This is a genomic window from Mojavia sp., assembly GCF_059505145.1.
In genome coordinates this window covers 40,937-55,751 of the sequence record NZ_JCACKA010000073.1, presented here as the reverse complement: position 1 = coordinate 55,751, position 14,815 = coordinate 40,937, and the positions used below count along the sequence as shown (strand labels likewise).

General features: G+C 42.1%; 15 protein-coding genes. 11 read left to right on the top strand and 4 right to left on the bottom strand.

Annotation, left to right across the window (positions count from 1 at the left end):
• The first annotated feature begins 12 nt into the window (after positions 1–12).
• The 9 genes from AC5JL8_RS18780 to AC5JL8_RS18740 all read left to right on the top strand — a co-directional run bounded on the left by AC5JL8_RS18780 (position 13) and on the right by AC5JL8_RS18740 (position 7,430).
• The gene (locus tag AC5JL8_RS18780; RefSeq protein WP_495881202.1) at positions 13–963 is read left to right on the top strand and encodes a branched-chain amino acid ABC transporter permease; all 951 of its coding nucleotides are present in this window, start codon (positions 13–15) and stop codon (positions 961–963) included.
• 31 nt (positions 964–994) lie between these two features.
• Complete coding sequence (locus tag AC5JL8_RS18775) at positions 995–1,786, top strand: ABC transporter ATP-binding protein (RefSeq protein ID WP_495881201.1); 792 nt, start codon at positions 995–997, stop codon at positions 1,784–1,786.
• Between the two features lie 15 nt (positions 1,787–1,801).
• Positions 1,802–2,551 carry an ABC transporter ATP-binding protein gene (locus AC5JL8_RS18770; RefSeq protein ID WP_495881200.1) on the top strand — a complete coding sequence of 250 codons (750 nt, stop codon included), beginning with the start codon at positions 1,802–1,804 and terminating at the stop codon, positions 2,549–2,551.
• Between the two features lie 27 nt (positions 2,552–2,578).
• A complete protein-coding gene (locus tag AC5JL8_RS18765; protein ID WP_495881199.1) occupies positions 2,579–3,142 on the top strand; it encodes a Uma2 family endonuclease in 564 nt (187 codons plus the stop codon).
• A gap of 155 nt (positions 3,143–3,297) precedes the next feature.
• A complete protein-coding gene (locus tag AC5JL8_RS18760; RefSeq protein ID WP_495881198.1) occupies positions 3,298–3,945 on the top strand; it encodes a histidine phosphatase family protein in 648 nt (215 codons plus the stop codon).
• An 89-nt stretch (positions 3,946–4,034) separates the two neighbouring features.
• On the top strand, positions 4,035–5,060 hold the full coding sequence (locus tag AC5JL8_RS18755) for a glucokinase (protein WP_495881197.1): 1,026 nt from the start codon (positions 4,035–4,037) through the stop codon (positions 5,058–5,060).
• A gap of 42 nt (positions 5,061–5,102) precedes the next feature.
• A complete protein-coding gene (locus AC5JL8_RS18750) occupies positions 5,103–5,747 on the top strand; it encodes a hypothetical protein (RefSeq protein WP_495881196.1) in 645 nt (214 codons plus the stop codon).
• 233 nt (positions 5,748–5,980) lie between these two features.
• Complete coding sequence (locus AC5JL8_RS18745; RefSeq protein ID WP_495881195.1) at positions 5,981–6,106, top strand: hypothetical protein; 126 nt, start codon at positions 5,981–5,983, stop codon at positions 6,104–6,106.
• Positions 6,093–7,430 carry a DEAD/DEAH box helicase gene (locus AC5JL8_RS18740; RefSeq protein WP_495881194.1) on the top strand — a complete coding sequence of 446 codons (1,338 nt, stop codon included), beginning with the start codon at positions 6,093–6,095 and terminating at the stop codon, positions 7,428–7,430. The genes AC5JL8_RS18745 and AC5JL8_RS18740 overlap by 14 nt, the downstream gene beginning before the upstream one ends.
• Positions 7,431–7,682: 252 nt before the next feature.
• Here the strand turns inward: AC5JL8_RS18740 and AC5JL8_RS18735 are convergent, their stop codons facing one another.
• The 3 genes from AC5JL8_RS18735 to AC5JL8_RS18725 form a co-directional block, all read right to left on the bottom strand.
• A complete protein-coding gene (locus AC5JL8_RS18735) occupies positions 7,683–10,514 on the bottom strand; it encodes a type I secretion system permease/ATPase (protein ID WP_495881193.1) in 2,832 nt (943 codons plus the stop codon).
• The gene (locus AC5JL8_RS18730; protein ID WP_495881192.1) at positions 10,463–11,242 is read right to left on the bottom strand and encodes a peptidylprolyl isomerase; all 780 of its coding nucleotides are present in this window, start codon (positions 11,240–11,242) and stop codon (positions 10,463–10,465) included. Before AC5JL8_RS18730 ends, AC5JL8_RS18735 begins: the two co-directional genes overlap by 52 nt.
• A gap of 232 nt (positions 11,243–11,474) precedes the next feature.
• The gene (locus AC5JL8_RS18725) at positions 11,475–12,272 is read right to left on the bottom strand and encodes a TIGR00297 family protein (protein ID WP_495881191.1); all 798 of its coding nucleotides are present in this window, start codon (positions 12,270–12,272) and stop codon (positions 11,475–11,477) included.
• A gap of 499 nt (positions 12,273–12,771) precedes the next feature.
• Here AC5JL8_RS18725 and AC5JL8_RS18720 point away from each other — a divergent pair, with 499 nt between their 5' ends.
• Positions 12,772–13,203 (top strand): VOC family protein, encoded by a 432-nt coding sequence (locus tag AC5JL8_RS18720; protein ID WP_495881190.1) that lies wholly within the window; start codon positions 12,772–12,774, stop codon positions 13,201–13,203.
• Here AC5JL8_RS18720 and AC5JL8_RS18715 read toward each other — a convergent pair.
• Complete coding sequence (locus AC5JL8_RS18715) at positions 13,133–13,801, bottom strand: esterase/lipase family protein (RefSeq protein WP_495881189.1); 669 nt, start codon at positions 13,799–13,801, stop codon at positions 13,133–13,135. The genes AC5JL8_RS18720 and AC5JL8_RS18715 overlap by 71 nt on opposite strands.
• Before the next feature lie 410 nt (positions 13,802–14,211).
• On the opposite strand from AC5JL8_RS18715, the gene AC5JL8_RS18710 reads away from it, so the two are divergent.
• Positions 14,212–14,808, top strand: coding sequence for a hypothetical protein (locus AC5JL8_RS18710; RefSeq protein ID WP_495881188.1), 597 nt, complete (start codon positions 14,212–14,214; stop codon positions 14,806–14,808).
• Positions 14,809–14,815: the final 7 nt, after the last annotated feature.

Genomic DNA, 14,815 nt, shown 5'->3' with positions numbered 1-14,815 from the left:
ATTTATCGCTCTATGGCAGACTTTTTCACTACTTACGGTGCAATTATTGTCTCAATGGTACTAGGGGCGTTGCTGGGTTTATCACTATATTTACCGTTGATGGCTGGGCAATTATCTTTGGCTAGCCCTGGATTTTATGCAGTGGGTGGATATATTGCAGCAATTTTATCTACTACAGTTTTTACCACACCTACTAGTAATTATTTTCCGATACCCTTGCTGCTTTTAGAAATGCTAATTGCGGGGATTGTTTGCGGATTTTTGGGTATAGCCGTAGGAATTCCAGTATTAAGATTGCGAGGAATTTATTTAGCGATCGCTACTATTGCTTTTATAGAAGTTCTCCGCGTTGTTTGTCTCAATTTGGAAATTACAGGCGGTGCTATTGGAATTCCTAACATTCCTCAACCTTTCCAAACACAAATTGAATATTTGTGGATTGCTTTGCCTTTACTTCTAATTGCTATGGTATTGTTTTACCGTCTAGAACGTATCCGCGTAGGCAGAGCATTTATCGCTATTAGAGAGGATGAATTAGCAGCAGGTTCAATGGGAATTAATCCAACTTACTACAAAGTTTTAGCATTCACATTAGGAGCCATTCTTGCAGGGGTAGTAGGAGCAATCAGCGCCCACTTTCTCAATACCTGGAATGCTCGCCAAGGTACTTTTGATGCTAGTATTATTTACTTAACTTTTGTATTGATTGGGGGTTCGAGAACTTTTTTAGGTTCGGTAGTAGGAGGTATGGTATTTACAGCTTTACCAGAAATTTTGCGAAACTTAGCTGATACAGGTGGATTACCTACTTGGTTAGCACAATTTCTGCGAGATGGAAGATTAATTATTTTTGGTTTATTAATAGTAGTAGGGACAATATTTTTTCCTCAAGGTTTAGTCACTCCCGATATTTTTAAAAGACGTAAAATTAAAGTTAGGCAAAATAGTCAATTTAAAAACTGAACTATTTATATGAATATGCGAATCTAAAAAAATGTCGTACAGCATCCAAGAAATTAATAATAGTACAGTTTTAGAAGCTAAAGGCTTGACTCGCCGCTTTGGGGGGCTGGTAGCAGTCAATAATGTATCATTTGATGTCAAAAAACATGAAATTTTTGGGTTGATTGGCCCTAACGGTGCTGGCAAAACTACACTGTTTAATTTGATGACAGCTTTGATTCCGCCTTCTGGGGGACAGCTAATTTATCAAGGTAAAGAAATTTCTCAACTACGTCCTTATCAAATTGCAGGCTTAGGTATTGCTCGTACTTTTCAAAATATCCGCTTGTTTGGCGAATTATCAGCATTAGAAAATGTGATTATTGGGGGGCATTTGCATACTAAAACTGGTATGCTTAAAGGAGTTTTAGGCTTGAGGTCAGCTCTTAAAGAAGAATATAACAGTAGGCAAAGAGCTTTAGAGCTATTACACTTAGTAGGCTTGAGCGATCGCACAGAAGAAAAAGCCAAGAATTTTGCCTACGGTGACCAACGACGCTTAGAAATTGCTCGCGCCCTAGCCCTAAAACCGCAAATTTTACTCCTCGATGAACCTGCGGCGGGTATGAATCCCAGTGAAAAACAGCAACTTAGCGAATTTATTCGTAATCTCAGGGAAAGCTTTAACTTAACGATCATCCTGATTGAGCATCATGTACCCTTAGTTATGGGTTTGTGTGATCGCATTGCTGTTTTAGATTTTGGTCAATTGATTGCTTTGGGTAAACCATCTGTTGTCAGGGATGACCCAGCTGTAATTGAAGCTTATTTGGGAAATGCATAAGGATTTTAACCGCCGATGAACGCCGATGAACGCCGATATTTAAATGATAAAGAAGATTTTACGATTTTAGAAATTGAAAATCTGGATGTTAATTATGGCGGTATTCAAGCTCTTAAAAATATCAATTTAAAAATTCAAAAAGGTGAAGTAGTTACTCTCATCGGTGCTAATGGCGCTGGTAAAACTACTACTCTCCGCGCTATATCTAAAATAGTCACTCCTAAAAGTGGCAAAATTATTTATCATGGTCGCAATATTAACCGTTGCCAAGTTCACGAAATCGTCAACCTTGGGATCGCTCATTGTCCTGAAGGACGTAGAGTATTAGCACGGCAAACAGTTTTAGATAATTTATTATTAGGTGCTTATATCCGCAACGATCAAACTCAAATTAAAGCAGATATTCAACGTCAATATGAGCTATTTCCACGTTTGGAACAAAGACGCAATCAACTAGCAGGAACTCTCAGCGGTGGTGAACAACAAATGCTAGCGATCGCTCGTGCTTTAATGAGTAAACCAAAACTGTTACTTTTAGATGAGCCTAGCTTAGGTTTAGCACCTGCGATCGTCCGGGAAATTTTTACTATTATTGAAAATCTCCGAGCTACGGGGGTAACGATTTTATTAGTTGAACAAAACGCGAACTTAGCTCTACAAATTGCAGATCGAGGATATGTTCTAGAGGCTGGTTCTATCACTTTAACAGGTGCAGCATCAGAATTAATTATTGATGAGCGAGTTAAGAAAGCTTATTTAGGTTAATTATCAAAACTAAGGAGGTGCAAACAAATGGTCAAGTCAGCAACCCGTCCTCTGACTTTGGAGGAGTTTTTAAAACTCCCAGAAACAAAGCCAGCTAGTGAATATATTAATGGACAAATTATTCAAAAACCTATGCCTCAAGGAAAGCACAGTAAATTACAGAGTAAGCTGGTTACTGCCATCAATGAAGTAGTTGAGATTGAAAAAATCGCCTTTGCGTTTACAGAATTACGGTGTACCTTTGGCGGACGTTCGATTGTCCCAGATGTCGCTGTATTTGCTTGGGAAAGAATTCCTTTAGATGAACGTGGAGATGTAGCGAATGTTTTTGAGGCTTCTCCAGACTGGACAATTGAAATTCTCTCACCCGATCAAAGGCAGACGAAAGTAACTGGAAATATTTTGCATTGTCTCAAGCATGGAACTAAATTAGGCTGGCTGCTTGATCCAGATGAGCGATCAGTTTTAGTTTATCCGCCAAAACAACAACCAGAACTTTTACAAGCAGAACAGGAAATATTACCAGTTCCCGATTTAGTCAGTAATTTGCAATTGACTGTAGGACAACTATTTGGATGGTTAAAGCTTTAGGCTAATAGAAGCTTGTAATAGCTAAACAAACTATTAAACCAGTAATTTATTACAAAACATCACAATTTTTATCATATATTTAGATTTGCAGCCTGCTTTTTGGGCGTCTATTTTCGTATAGATGCGGAATTCTATTCGCTGGAATATCTAAAGCTATGAGTCAAATCATCTGGATCGCAAGACACGCCAACCGCCTCGACTTTGTAAACCCTGATTGGTTTCTCACTGCTGAACGACGCTACGATCCACCCATATCTGATGATGGTGTTGTGCAGGCACAGCAGTTAGCTAAACGCTTGCAACGAGAAAAGATTGCTCATATTTTCGCTTCCCCCTTTCTGCGAACAGTACAAACGGCGAACGCAGTCGCAGAAGTGCTAGATTTACCTATTAAATTAGAAACTGGTTTGAGCGAATGGCTTAATCCCGCTTGGATGACAGAAGAACCAGAAAGGCTTTCAACCCCAGCATTAGCAGAATTATTCCCCAGAATTGATCTAAGCTACACTCCGCGCATTGCAGCTAAATACCCCGAAACGCAAGAACAAGTGCGGGAACGTTCTGGACAAACGGCTAGATGTCTGGCGGCTGAATTCTACCCAGAGAACATTTTGCTGGTAGGACATGGTGCTTCTGTACTAGGGGCGGCTATGGGGTTAGTAGGGGAAATTGCCAAAACCGAAGTTAAAGCTTCTTTATGTTCTTTGGTCAAAGTGGTGCTTCAAGAATCAGAATGGTTATTAGAACTCAAAGGAGATACTTCTCATTTAAATCAAATCGAGGAAGTAATTCGATTTGTTTAAACCTCTGATAGGTATTTTGAATTGTAGCTTCCAGTAATCTGGATACATTGCTATGACTCAAGAAAGTAACTAATTTACCAATAAGTTGTATGAAATATTTACTAGCAGGAGATATCGGTGGTACGAAAACTATTCTGCGATTGGTTGAGCCATCAAGCTCACCAAATTTACGTACTATTTACGAAGAAAGTTTCCACAGTAAAGATTTTCCTGATTTGGTGCCGATAGTCCAACAGTTTTTGATCAAAGCTAAGGCATCAACGCCAGACAAAGCTTGTTTTGCGATCGCAGGCCCCGTGATTAACAATACTGCCAAACTGACCAATTTGGCTTGGTATCTGGATTATGAACGTCTACAACAAGAACTGGGCATAGCTTCTGTTTCTTTAATCAATGACTTTGCTGCCGTTGGGCATGGTATTTTTGGCTTAACCAGCAAAAATTTGCTGACTTTGCAAGCAGGTAAACTCAAACCCGAAGCCCCCATTGCCGTTATCGGTGCTGGAACTGGCTTAGGACAAGGATTTTTAATTAAGCAGAAAGACCACTATCAAGTCTTTCCTTCTGAAGGCGGACACGCTGACTTTGCTGCGCGTAACGAGTTGGAATTTCTGCTTTTAAAATACCTCATGGATAAACATGATATCCAGCGGGTTTCTGTAGAAAGAGTAGTTTCTGGGCAAGGCATTATCGCAATTTACCAATTTCTGCGCGATCGCAAAATTGCTGTCGAATCACCAGACATCGCCCACATTGTGAGAATCTGGGAACAAGAGGCCGGACAACAAGAGAAAAGCGTCGATCCTGCTGCTGCTATTGGTACTGCTGCATTGCAAGAACGCGATCGCCTTTGCGAACAAACTATGCAAATGTTTGTAGAAGCGTATGGTGCAGAAGCCGGAAATCTTGCCATCAAACTCCTACCTTACGGGGGACTATACATTGCTGGTGGTATTGCTCCTAAAATACTCCCATTAATGCAACAAAGCAGTTTCCTACTGAATTTCACCCAAAAAGGTCGGATGCGTTCTCTTCTCGAAGAAATACCCGTATATATTATTCTCAATCAACAAGTCGGGCTAATTGGTGCTGCTTTGTATGCTGCTAGGTTATAACAGCTGGCATCAGTAATAGCAGCATCGTTAAATGCAAAAACTATGACACTCAGAGGCTTGTTGTCGTTAATTGTTGCCACTTGTGTATGCAGTGGAACTGTACTGGTTGAGGCAAGTCAACCCAAGCGTCCGGTTTCTCCAGCTAAACCAAAAGTTACTCAAATCAAACCGAAAGTTACTCAAGCTAAACCAAAAGTTACTCAACCAGTACAGCCCAAATGGAAGTTGTTCACAGCACCAGATGGGCGCTTTAGTGTTTTGATGCCCGGAGTACCCATACGCAATACTCAATCGCAAAAAACTTACATGGGGGAAGTTAACTTAGAACTATTTGTAGCGCAACCACCAAAACAAGAAGTAGCTTATGTGGTTGTTTACAATGAATTTCCTCATGATTATGCTCAAATGACAGACCCCCAAGCAATACTGAATAATGCACGGGATCTAGCTTTAATGACCACGAAGAGCAATTTAATTAGGCAGCGAAATATTCGTAGTACCAATGGTCATCTTGGCAAAGAAATTGAGTACGTCAATTCTGCTGGAAAAGTCACTAAAACTAGAATGTTTTTTGCCCAAGGGCGCTTATATCAAGTAATGGCTATAACTAGTAAAAAGCAGCACAAGAGTTTAGCTAAAACCATTACAGGATATTTAAATTCTTTCCATGTGGTTTTGAAAGCTTGAGGCTGAAGCAACCTCTGATATATTATTTGTTGAATTAATCAAAATTCCTTGTAACCCTACCCCTAAGAATTTGGCAAAAGCCAAAAACTGGGTGGGGTATTTTATAGCTGTTTTCTACTGGGTATGTTTATTGGTTGTTTTCGCCTCAAAGCACTGCTACTCCAGACAAACACTGTTATCAAGTCTGAAAACATCAGGACACAACGAACTAGACTCTGTTAAAATGCAGAATTGTGGCATTCGCTTTCAGTCTTGGCGTTTACTGCTCAGAACCCCTTCAAACCATCCGTCCGCCTCAAACTGATGCCGCCACTGGCGACAGACCGATGTTAATTCTGGAGTTTTATGTCTTTTTCTAATCTCGGCTTGTCCAATGAAATTATCCGTGCTGTCACCGAGCGAGGGTACACCAAACCTACACCAATCCAGACGCAGGCGATTCCTGCCATCTTGTCGGGTGGGGATTTGCTAGCTGGTGCCCAAACCGGGACTGGAAAGACTGCCAGTTTCACCCTGCCGCTACTGCATCGGTTGTCGTCCGACAGCGTTAAAAGCACATCTAATGGATGCTCGCCGATCCGGGCGCTGATTCTCACCCCGACTCGTGAACTCGCTGCACAGGTGGCCGAGAGCGTGCATGAGTACGGCAAGTATTTAAAGTTGAACACGATGGTGATGTACGGCGGGGTCAGCATTAATCCGCAAAAACGGCTTTTGAAGGGTCGGGTAGATATTTTGGTCGCTACCCCAGGGCGGCTGCTAGACCATGTGCAACAGGGCACGGTGAACCTGTCAAATATTGAGGTTTTGGTGCTGGATGAAGCAGATCGGATGTTGGACATGGGTTTTATTCGTGATATCCGTCGCATTCTCTCGCTCCTACCCAAACAGCGACAAAACTTGCTATTCTTTGCAACCTTCTCAGACAAAATCAAGGCACTCGCTGCTGGGCTGCTGAATCGCCCGAAGATGATCGAGGTAGCACGCCGCAACGTTACCGCCGATACAGTGGCACAAAAAGTCTACAAAATAGACCGTGACAGGAAGCGTCAATTACTTGCTCACCTGATTCGGCAAGATAACTGGTACCAAGTGCTAGTGTTCACCCGCACGAAGTATGGTGCTGACCGTCTGGTGAAGCAGTTGGCTGAAGAGCGCATTCAAGCATTGGCGATCCACGGTAATAAGAGCCAATCGGCGCGTACCCATGCTCTGGCGAAGTTCAAGAACGGCACTTTACAGGTACTAGTAGCAACCGACATTGCAGCGCGTGGTCTCGACATCAGCGAACTGCCCCATGTGGTCAACTTCGATCTACCCAATGTCCCAGAGGATTATGTTCATCGCATTGGTCGCACTGGCCGCGCTGGCGCGTCAGGTGAAGCTATCTCACTTGTGTGCGCCGATGAATACGATCTGTTGGCAGATATTGAAAAACTGATTGAACAGCGCTTGCCTTTTGAAGTGGTTGCTAGCTTTGGAGCTAATTCCCACACCAAGTCCGAACCAATTTTAGATGAACGCAAGCACAGACCTCAAGCTAGCAAGCGTCCGGCTCACTCTACTGCTAAACCGCTGCCACAAAAATCAGCTAAACAATCAGCGCCACGAACCCTAACAGGTGGCAAAAAGTCCGATGCTCGTCCTGACGCATCACGCCGTCGGGCTAATCGCTCACGTTGATCCATCATACCGTTTCACTTTAAGTTTGATACAAATAGGTCGCAGGGGGCAGGGAGCAGGGGGAAAGAATGAAAAACCAATGATTTGTATCAGGATTTTCTTGAAATGGTATCAGTACTACGAATACCAATCACGACTGAGTTTCTTTAGAAAATACGGAAATCTTTCTTTCAGCTTGCGGAATGTAAAAGAAACAGGGAAAGTGATTTCCCTGCTGACTCTAATGAAGTCTTTTAAAGCCTGACGGCGTTTCTAAATATTTGCCTGCTGGCGTTGATAAAGTGACCAGTACAAACCCTTTTGTTGTAACAATTGTGCGTGAGTGCCACGTTCCGCAATTACGCCTTGCTCCATCACCAAAATCAAGTCCGCTCGTTTGAGAGGAGCAAAGCGGTGGGCGATGAGAAATACGGTGCGGTTGGCAGAGATTTTTTGCAGGTTTTGCAAAACTTGCTGTTCAGTTTCACTATCTAAAGCACTGGTAGCTTCATCCAAAATTAAAATCGGTGCTGAGGAGAGAAATAACCGCGCTAAGGCAATACGTTGTCTCTGTCCTCCAGATAAGGCTGTGCCGCGTTCGCCGACATTGCTTTCATAACCGTAAGGCAATTGACTGATGAAATCATGAGCCACAGCTAACCTTGCAGCTTCTACTACTTGCTCTGCGGTAATATCAGGATTCCCAAGGGTGATATTTTCTAAAATTGAACCGTTGAACAAAAAGTCTTCTTGTAAAACTACGCCAATTTGTTGCCGCAGTGAAGCTAAATCGGCACTTTTAATATCAAATCCATCTATGAGGATGCGTCCTGATTCTATTTGATAGAGGCGTTGTAATAATTTAGAAAGGGTGCTTTTACCAGAACCGCTGCGTCCCACAATGCCAACAAATTGTCCTGGTTCGACGTTAAAAGATATACCTCGAAGAACGGGTTCTGTATTTGCTTGGTAGCGGAAAAAGACTTGCTCGAATGTTACTTGACCCTTGAGAGATGGTAAAACTAAACCTGTGCCAGGTTCCGCTTCTGGGGCGACGTTGAGAATATCACCAATGCGATCTACAGATAGTAGAACTTGTTGCAGATTTTGCCACAACTGCACTAAGCGCAAAAGTGGCCCTGTGACTCTTCCTGATAACATTTGAAAAGCTACAAGCTGACCGATGGTGAGTTTCTGTTCAATGACTAACTTGGCTCCAAACCAGAGAATTAGCAAGATGGAAAAATTGGTGAGAAAGTCACCGATATTGCTGCTGATGTTGGAGGTGGTAGAGGCTTTAAAACTTGTGCGAATGAAGCGAGCAAATAAGCCTTCCCAGCGATCGCGTGCTACTGGTTCTGCTGCATGGGCTTTTACCGAGTGAATCCCCGTGACTGTCTCAACTAGAAATGATTGACTATCAGCACTGCGGTTAAAAGTTTCGTTGAGCCAATTACGCAGAATTGGTGTGGCAACTATCGTTAACGTAGCAAACAACGGCAACACTGCCAATGCCACAAAGGTGAGAGGAATATTGTAATAAAACATCAATGCTAGATACACCACAGCAAAGATGCTATCTAAAATTACAGTTAATGCTGTACCTGTAAGAAACTGGCGAATTTGTTCGAGTTCTTGAACTCTGGCTACTGTGTCTCCAACGCGCCGTGATTCAAAATAAGCTAAAGGCAGCCGCATTAAGTGGCGAAATAGCTGTGCTGATAAACTTAAATCTAAACGCCTAGCTGTATGGGTAAAGATAAATAAGCGCAGGATGCCGAGTACAGCTTCAAATATAGCTACCAGTAAAAGTGCGATCGCCATGACATCAAGAGTTGGCAAACTCTCTTGCACCATTACTTTGTCTATGACGACTTGAGTAATTAGCGGTGTCGTTAAACCCAACAGCTGCAACGTCAAAGACGCTAGTAAGACTTCGCCTAATAATTCTCGGTACTTCCAAACTGCTGGTGTAAACCAACCCAAGTTAAATTTTTCTTGCTTGGAGATCAATTCTACTTGCCATATCTGCCCATCCCAAGCAGCTTCAACCACCGATTGGGGAAGTTTTTCGCAAATATGATCGGGATTTAAGGGATTGGCGATAATGAGGCGATCGCCTTTAATTCCATACGCCACCACCCAAGAGGAAGTCGCAAGTGTGTCCGAATTCCACTGTAATAAGGCTGGAAATGACAACTGCCGCAAATCACTCCAATTCATTTGCAACCGCTGCAACACTAAGCCTAATTTTTCTGCTGCTTCCACAACATTTTTCGGGCGTTCTCCCCTCAGTTGGCGTTGCACCCATTCTAGTTTCACAGCATTATTCAAATATTGCGCCACCATTGTCAAACAGGCGGCAGCTGTATTCCTGCTAGTAACAAAAGGATAACCTGTGATTTCTGATGAGGGGGATTGGGGATTGGGGATTGGGGACTGGGGATTGGGGATTGGGGATTGGGAACTGGGAAACTCGTGGCCCCCTGTGGGGATAAGAGATAATGGAGACTGGGGATTGGGGATTGGGGACTGGGAATTGAGAAACTCGTGGTCTTCTCTGGGGATAACGGGTAATGGGAATTGGGAGAATGTTTCTCGATTTCCCTCAATCTCTCCCTCCTGCTGTGAACCTTGCCAGAAGCTTTCAATTTGTGGTGTTGAAAATTCCATCCACAGTACAGTATCCCAGCAGACTACTATTACTTCTTTACTAGCAGCTACAGCCTTGCAATCTGTAGAGAACTTTTGTAAGTCGCCAAACCAATCTCCTGCTTGTAGAGATGCCAATGGTTTGCCAACACTTTCTTGAGGTAGCAATGGCTGTGCCGATTTGTAGCGTCTATCGTCTCGCAAGCGGACTTTACCAGTAATGATTAAAAACTGGTAACCTCCGACTTGGTTTGACCAGATTTTCTCACCAAGACTGTACCGACGAATTTCTGCGAGATTTCGCAATCGGGATTGTTGTTCGGGACTAAGCCAGGATAGCGGCGGTTGATTCCACGGTACAGAAGCTAGCACGTTTACTCTTAAAGATTGATTATCCAGAATTAGCTCACTTGTAGTTTGACTGTCAGCTTGTGAATTTTCTCGGCTAGCCATTTCTCAAACAACTCATTTTTTAGTGCTTGCTTTAGTTGAGTATCTTCTAAAGACGCTGGTAGAAATTGTTCTACTCGAAACAAACCATAACGTCCTTCTTGTTCAGGGGTTGCGGGAACGAGTTCTATTGGCCCTATCAATTGCCCAGGACTTGCTGCATCAACAGCTGCCCTTAATATATCTGGCATTGTTCCGCGGCTAATTGGCCCCATCATGCCATTGACAATCCGATCATCGGCTAGCGAATACTCTTGGGCTAATTGCTCAAAGCTGCCTCCCTCCTCGATTTGGGTTTGTAGTTCCTCACTCAGCTCATGATTATCAACAACAATTCGAGACAGTACCACCCGATCCAGAAAAATTTTACGTTCAATGAAATATTCTGGAAGTTTTGGTTCTGTAACTACAGCTTTCAGTTTTTCTAATTTAAAACCTAAAGTAATTGATGAGTAAAAGGTAGGATAATCTGTACCATTTTTCTTTAACCATTCTTGAAAAACTTGGGGATCAGTCAGTTGATTTTTGAGCCGAAAATCAATAATTGTCTGTTCGGTTATAGCCGGACTAATTTCGATATCGTCTCGCATTCTGATTTCTTGCTCAATTACGTACTGGCGAAGAATATCGCTAATAAACTGTGTTAATTTGCCAGAGGCTTGCAGATATTTTACTGCCTGTTCAATAGAAATTGGTTGGTTATCTACAGCTAAAAATGATAAAGATTCCATAAATTAAATATGTGGTGAAAATATTAGTAGATTATACGAGCATTAATGTAATGCCTAGAATTTCTAGATTAAAAATAATAAATATCTCATAAATTTAAGTTTAAAAAAGTATTTAATAAATCAATTTTATATTTATTAAAATTATTTAGCGATAGAGCAATTGCCAAGTTCACCTGCTGCACAGGAGTATAAAAAGCCTAAAAATACTGAAGATATTTTTGATGAGCAAACATCAAGCTATAATACTTGTCCATGCCCAGGCAAGTAGCATAGCTGCGATCGCACCGATTAATGTATTCAAAATATTTACCACTTCATTGGTCAGCCAAGTATATTTAGATTGCAGTGTTGCCCCAATTACACTTTCTAGACTAGTGGCAATCAACGCTGCGATCGCACACCAAGCGATCCCTAACAGATTAATCAAACCAACTCCCCAACCAAGTAAAGCGATCGCAAGTGAACCCACCACACCAGCTAAGGTTCCCTCTAAGCTAACTGCACCTTCTGTACCACGCGGAACTGGTTGCAGTGTAGTAATCAAAAAGGTTCGTTTACCGTAGGCTTTACCAACTTCGCTAGCACAAGTATCAGAAAGCTTTGTGCTAAAACTCGCTACATAGCCCAACAATAATAGGGACTGGAGGCTGAGTACTAGGGACTGAGTAATAGGAGCAAATAATCCCAAATTTATCATTCCTACTCCTACAGCACACAGCGCCGCAATCAAAGCAGAACCCCAGACATTCTCTGGGCCTCTTGCACCAGAACGCTTTTCAGCAATTCCTTCCGCTTCCTTTTGTGCTATGCCAATGCGCGTCACTCCTGAACCAACCAGAAAATAAAACCCTACCACTAAATATCCTTGCCAACCCAATGTTCCCCAAACCAGTACGCCCAGCAACCAGGCGTGGAATATTCCAGCTGGGGTAAGCAGCTTTTTAGGAGCAATCCACACTAAACCCAACAAAATTGCGTTTAATCCGACTCCCACCAACCAAGGATTTGCAGAATCTATCGAAGAGAACATCAGCAATACATCACGAGTAGTTTTGCTTGAATATCAACAGAATAACGAATTTAGCACTTTGCTGCTTGATCCCCTCCACCCTATGATCCTAGACTTACATATATTCTCGCCTCTTTCCGGATAAAGCTAGAGGGGTCTGGGCAAGACAAGGCAAAACTTTTATTCATCGGCACTAGTGAAGAGAGTATGGTTAGCCAATGAATACATTTTCATAGCATTCGTTAAAGACGTTGATGCAGGCGATCGCCCTTGCCTCTTAAATGATGAAATTTGCAGTAATTATCAAAGGTCAAGTATAAAATTATAAATTTATTAGGTGTTAATCCAATAATAACCAGAAGTATATATGCAAGCTGGCTGGCTATCATCCGTGCTGAAGAGAATAAATTGTAGAGAGTCTCCCACAGGCAAAAGCCCACAACAAGGGAATGAAATTATTTCTTTCCCAATCCCCAATCCTCAATCCCCAATCCCCATAATAATTTTCTAGAGAAAAGCTATGAACAAAACTTTATTTCATCTTGCTTTCCCTGTTTCCAATATTGCTCAAACAAAAGCATATTATGTTGACGGATTAGGTTGCATTCCTGGGCGTGAAAACCCTCATGCATTGATACTGAATTTTTACAGTCATCAGCTAGTAGCTCACGTCACTAAAGAACCCCTTACAGCGCAACGTGGTATCTATCCTAGACATTTTGGATTAGTGTTTACACTAGAACAAGACTGGGAAGAATTACTAGAAAAGGCACAGCACCAAAAACTACTTTTTAGAGAAGAACCTAAAAATCGCTTTGTTGGTTCTCCTTTAGAGCATCGTACTTTCTTTTTAGAAGATCCCTTTTACAACTTAATGGAGTTCAAATATTACCGCCACCCAGAGGCAATTTTTGGGAGTTCCGAGTATACACAAATTGGGGATAGGGCTTAACTGGCTCTGTCAAGGCTTCTGCTACTGCTGCTAAACTTCTGGAGTCTGTCAGCATCCAAGAGTGCAATCCCACAGGCAATATCACCTCCCGTCCCAGTAGCATTTGTGAACTATTTGCTGGGACGATCATTAAATCGTAAGGAGTCCAGATAGATGTAAAATTCAGCTGCTTTAACATGGCAGCATCAAAATTTAAATCATTGAGTAATGCACTGTTGACGCGCATTTGCTTGCAGCCAGGACGCTGGGAAGCATAAGCTATCATAGTTCCATTATGGGGAGAAGAAATAGTGACAAACCGCTGCACGCGCTGAATTCCTCCCAGTCGTTGAAGATAGTAACGACTAACAATTCCTCCCATGCTGAAGCCTACCAAATCCAGTGGTTGTTCTGGTAAGAAATTAGCTGCAACATAATCGGCTATTTGCTGCGCTAACTCATCTAGACCTATATCACCATTATTAGGCACTAGATCTAGAGTATAGACAGACCAACCCCGTTGTCTTAAATATTGCTCCATTGTATGGAAAACTGCCCCTGTGTCGTTAATGCCATGTATTAACAACACAGGATTTTGTTGCTGGTTTTTAATCTTCATTGCTAGAACCCTGCTGAATCAAGCCTGTAGAAAATTTAACGAAGTATTATGGTGTCATTCAAACAATCTATGACACTCTTTTCACTGGTTCAAAAAAAACCGCTATCTTGGCTTCGAGTCGACATTTATAAATAAAATTTTGTTAATTTTTGTTAAGGTAACTTTCAGGATCTTGCCCTCAGTCATAGTAAAATTTAATAATTAGTTCTCGGTGTATGCAGGTTGCAGGTACTTGCAAAAGTAAGTTAAGAATACTTGCTCTGTATTATTACTACAATGTCGATTAAGCACAAACCTATAATGGTTGTCATTCAGAACTGGATGACACAAAGCAAACAAATGTAATATTCTGTCGTAATTCTTAATAATTACGGTCAAATTTTCAGATATAACAGGCAGGAGAAATTGTAATGGATTTTATCAAAAAGTTGATCACAGGGATTGTGTCTTTCCTTACTGGACTATTACCAGGAAAGAAAAAGAAAAGTAACGGTTACTACTTGGAACTAGACGAAGCTAATGAGCCGAAGCCCTTAGCTATTGTTAAAGAAGCAGCATCAAATGCTAAACAAGCAACAGAAAAAGCTCTAGAGAATGCTAAACAAGCAACGCAGACAGTTGCATCTAACGCTAAAAAAACTGCACAAACACTTACATCAGATACATCAAATACATCAGATACTCCAGCGCCATCCAAGCCAGAGCCAACAAACGGCACAAAGGCCGCAGCAAGTAAGGCAAAACCAGCTAAAGAGGCAAAACCACCAGCTCAAGACGCAAAACCACTAGATGTGGAACTCGTCCAGACTGCCGAGGGTCTTAAGGTGCAGCCCGGCAAAAATGCAAAAGCTTCAGCAGCCAAAGCAGTTAAAGAAGAGCCAAAAGAAACTACCTTCGCGCCCAAATATGTCGCTGCTTCTGTTGGCACTTCCAATGGTCGTCGCCGTCCTGGGGCTAATATGAGCGCTTACTTAGACATGGCTCGTCAGGTAAAAACTCCTGGATAAATTTGCA

Excerpts from the sequence above, each read along its gene's own strand:
- AC5JL8_RS18755 (WP_495881197.1), top strand. The coding sequence starts at position 4,035 with ATGAAATATTTACTAGCAGGAGATATCGGTGGTACGAAAACTATTCTG.
- AC5JL8_RS18715 (WP_495881189.1), bottom strand. The coding sequence starts at position 13,801 with ATGAAGATTAAAAACCAGCAACAAAATCCTGTGTTGTTAATACATGGC.
- AC5JL8_RS18780 (WP_495881202.1), top strand. The coding sequence starts at position 13 with ATGGCAGACTTTTTCACTACTTACGGTGCAATTATTGTCTCAATGGTA.
- AC5JL8_RS18760 (WP_495881198.1), top strand. The coding sequence starts at position 3,298 with ATGAGTCAAATCATCTGGATCGCAAGACACGCCAACCGCCTCGACTTT.
- AC5JL8_RS18770 (WP_495881200.1), top strand. The coding sequence starts at position 1,802 with ATGAACGCCGATGAACGCCGATATTTAAATGATAAAGAAGATTTTACG.
- AC5JL8_RS18765 (WP_495881199.1), top strand. The coding sequence starts at position 2,579 with ATGGTCAAGTCAGCAACCCGTCCTCTGACTTTGGAGGAGTTTTTAAAA.
- AC5JL8_RS18710 (WP_495881188.1), top strand. The coding sequence starts at position 14,212 with ATGGATTTTATCAAAAAGTTGATCACAGGGATTGTGTCTTTCCTTACT.
- AC5JL8_RS18720 (WP_495881190.1), top strand. The coding sequence starts at position 12,772 with ATGAACAAAACTTTATTTCATCTTGCTTTCCCTGTTTCCAATATTGCT.
- AC5JL8_RS18725 (WP_495881191.1), bottom strand. The coding sequence starts at position 12,272 with ATGTTCTCTTCGATAGATTCTGCAAATCCTTGGTTGGTGGGAGTCGGA.
- AC5JL8_RS18730 (WP_495881192.1), bottom strand. The coding sequence starts at position 11,242 with ATGGAATCTTTATCATTTTTAGCTGTAGATAACCAACCAATTTCTATT.
- AC5JL8_RS18775 (WP_495881201.1), top strand. The coding sequence starts at position 995 with ATGTCGTACAGCATCCAAGAAATTAATAATAGTACAGTTTTAGAAGCT.
- AC5JL8_RS18740 (WP_495881194.1), top strand. The coding sequence starts at position 6,093 with ATGTCTTTTTCTAATCTCGGCTTGTCCAATGAAATTATCCGTGCTGTC.
- AC5JL8_RS18750 (WP_495881196.1), top strand. The coding sequence starts at position 5,103 with ATGACACTCAGAGGCTTGTTGTCGTTAATTGTTGCCACTTGTGTATGC.
- AC5JL8_RS18735 (WP_495881193.1), bottom strand. The coding sequence starts at position 10,514 with ATGGCTAGCCGAGAAAATTCACAAGCTGACAGTCAAACTACAAGTGAG.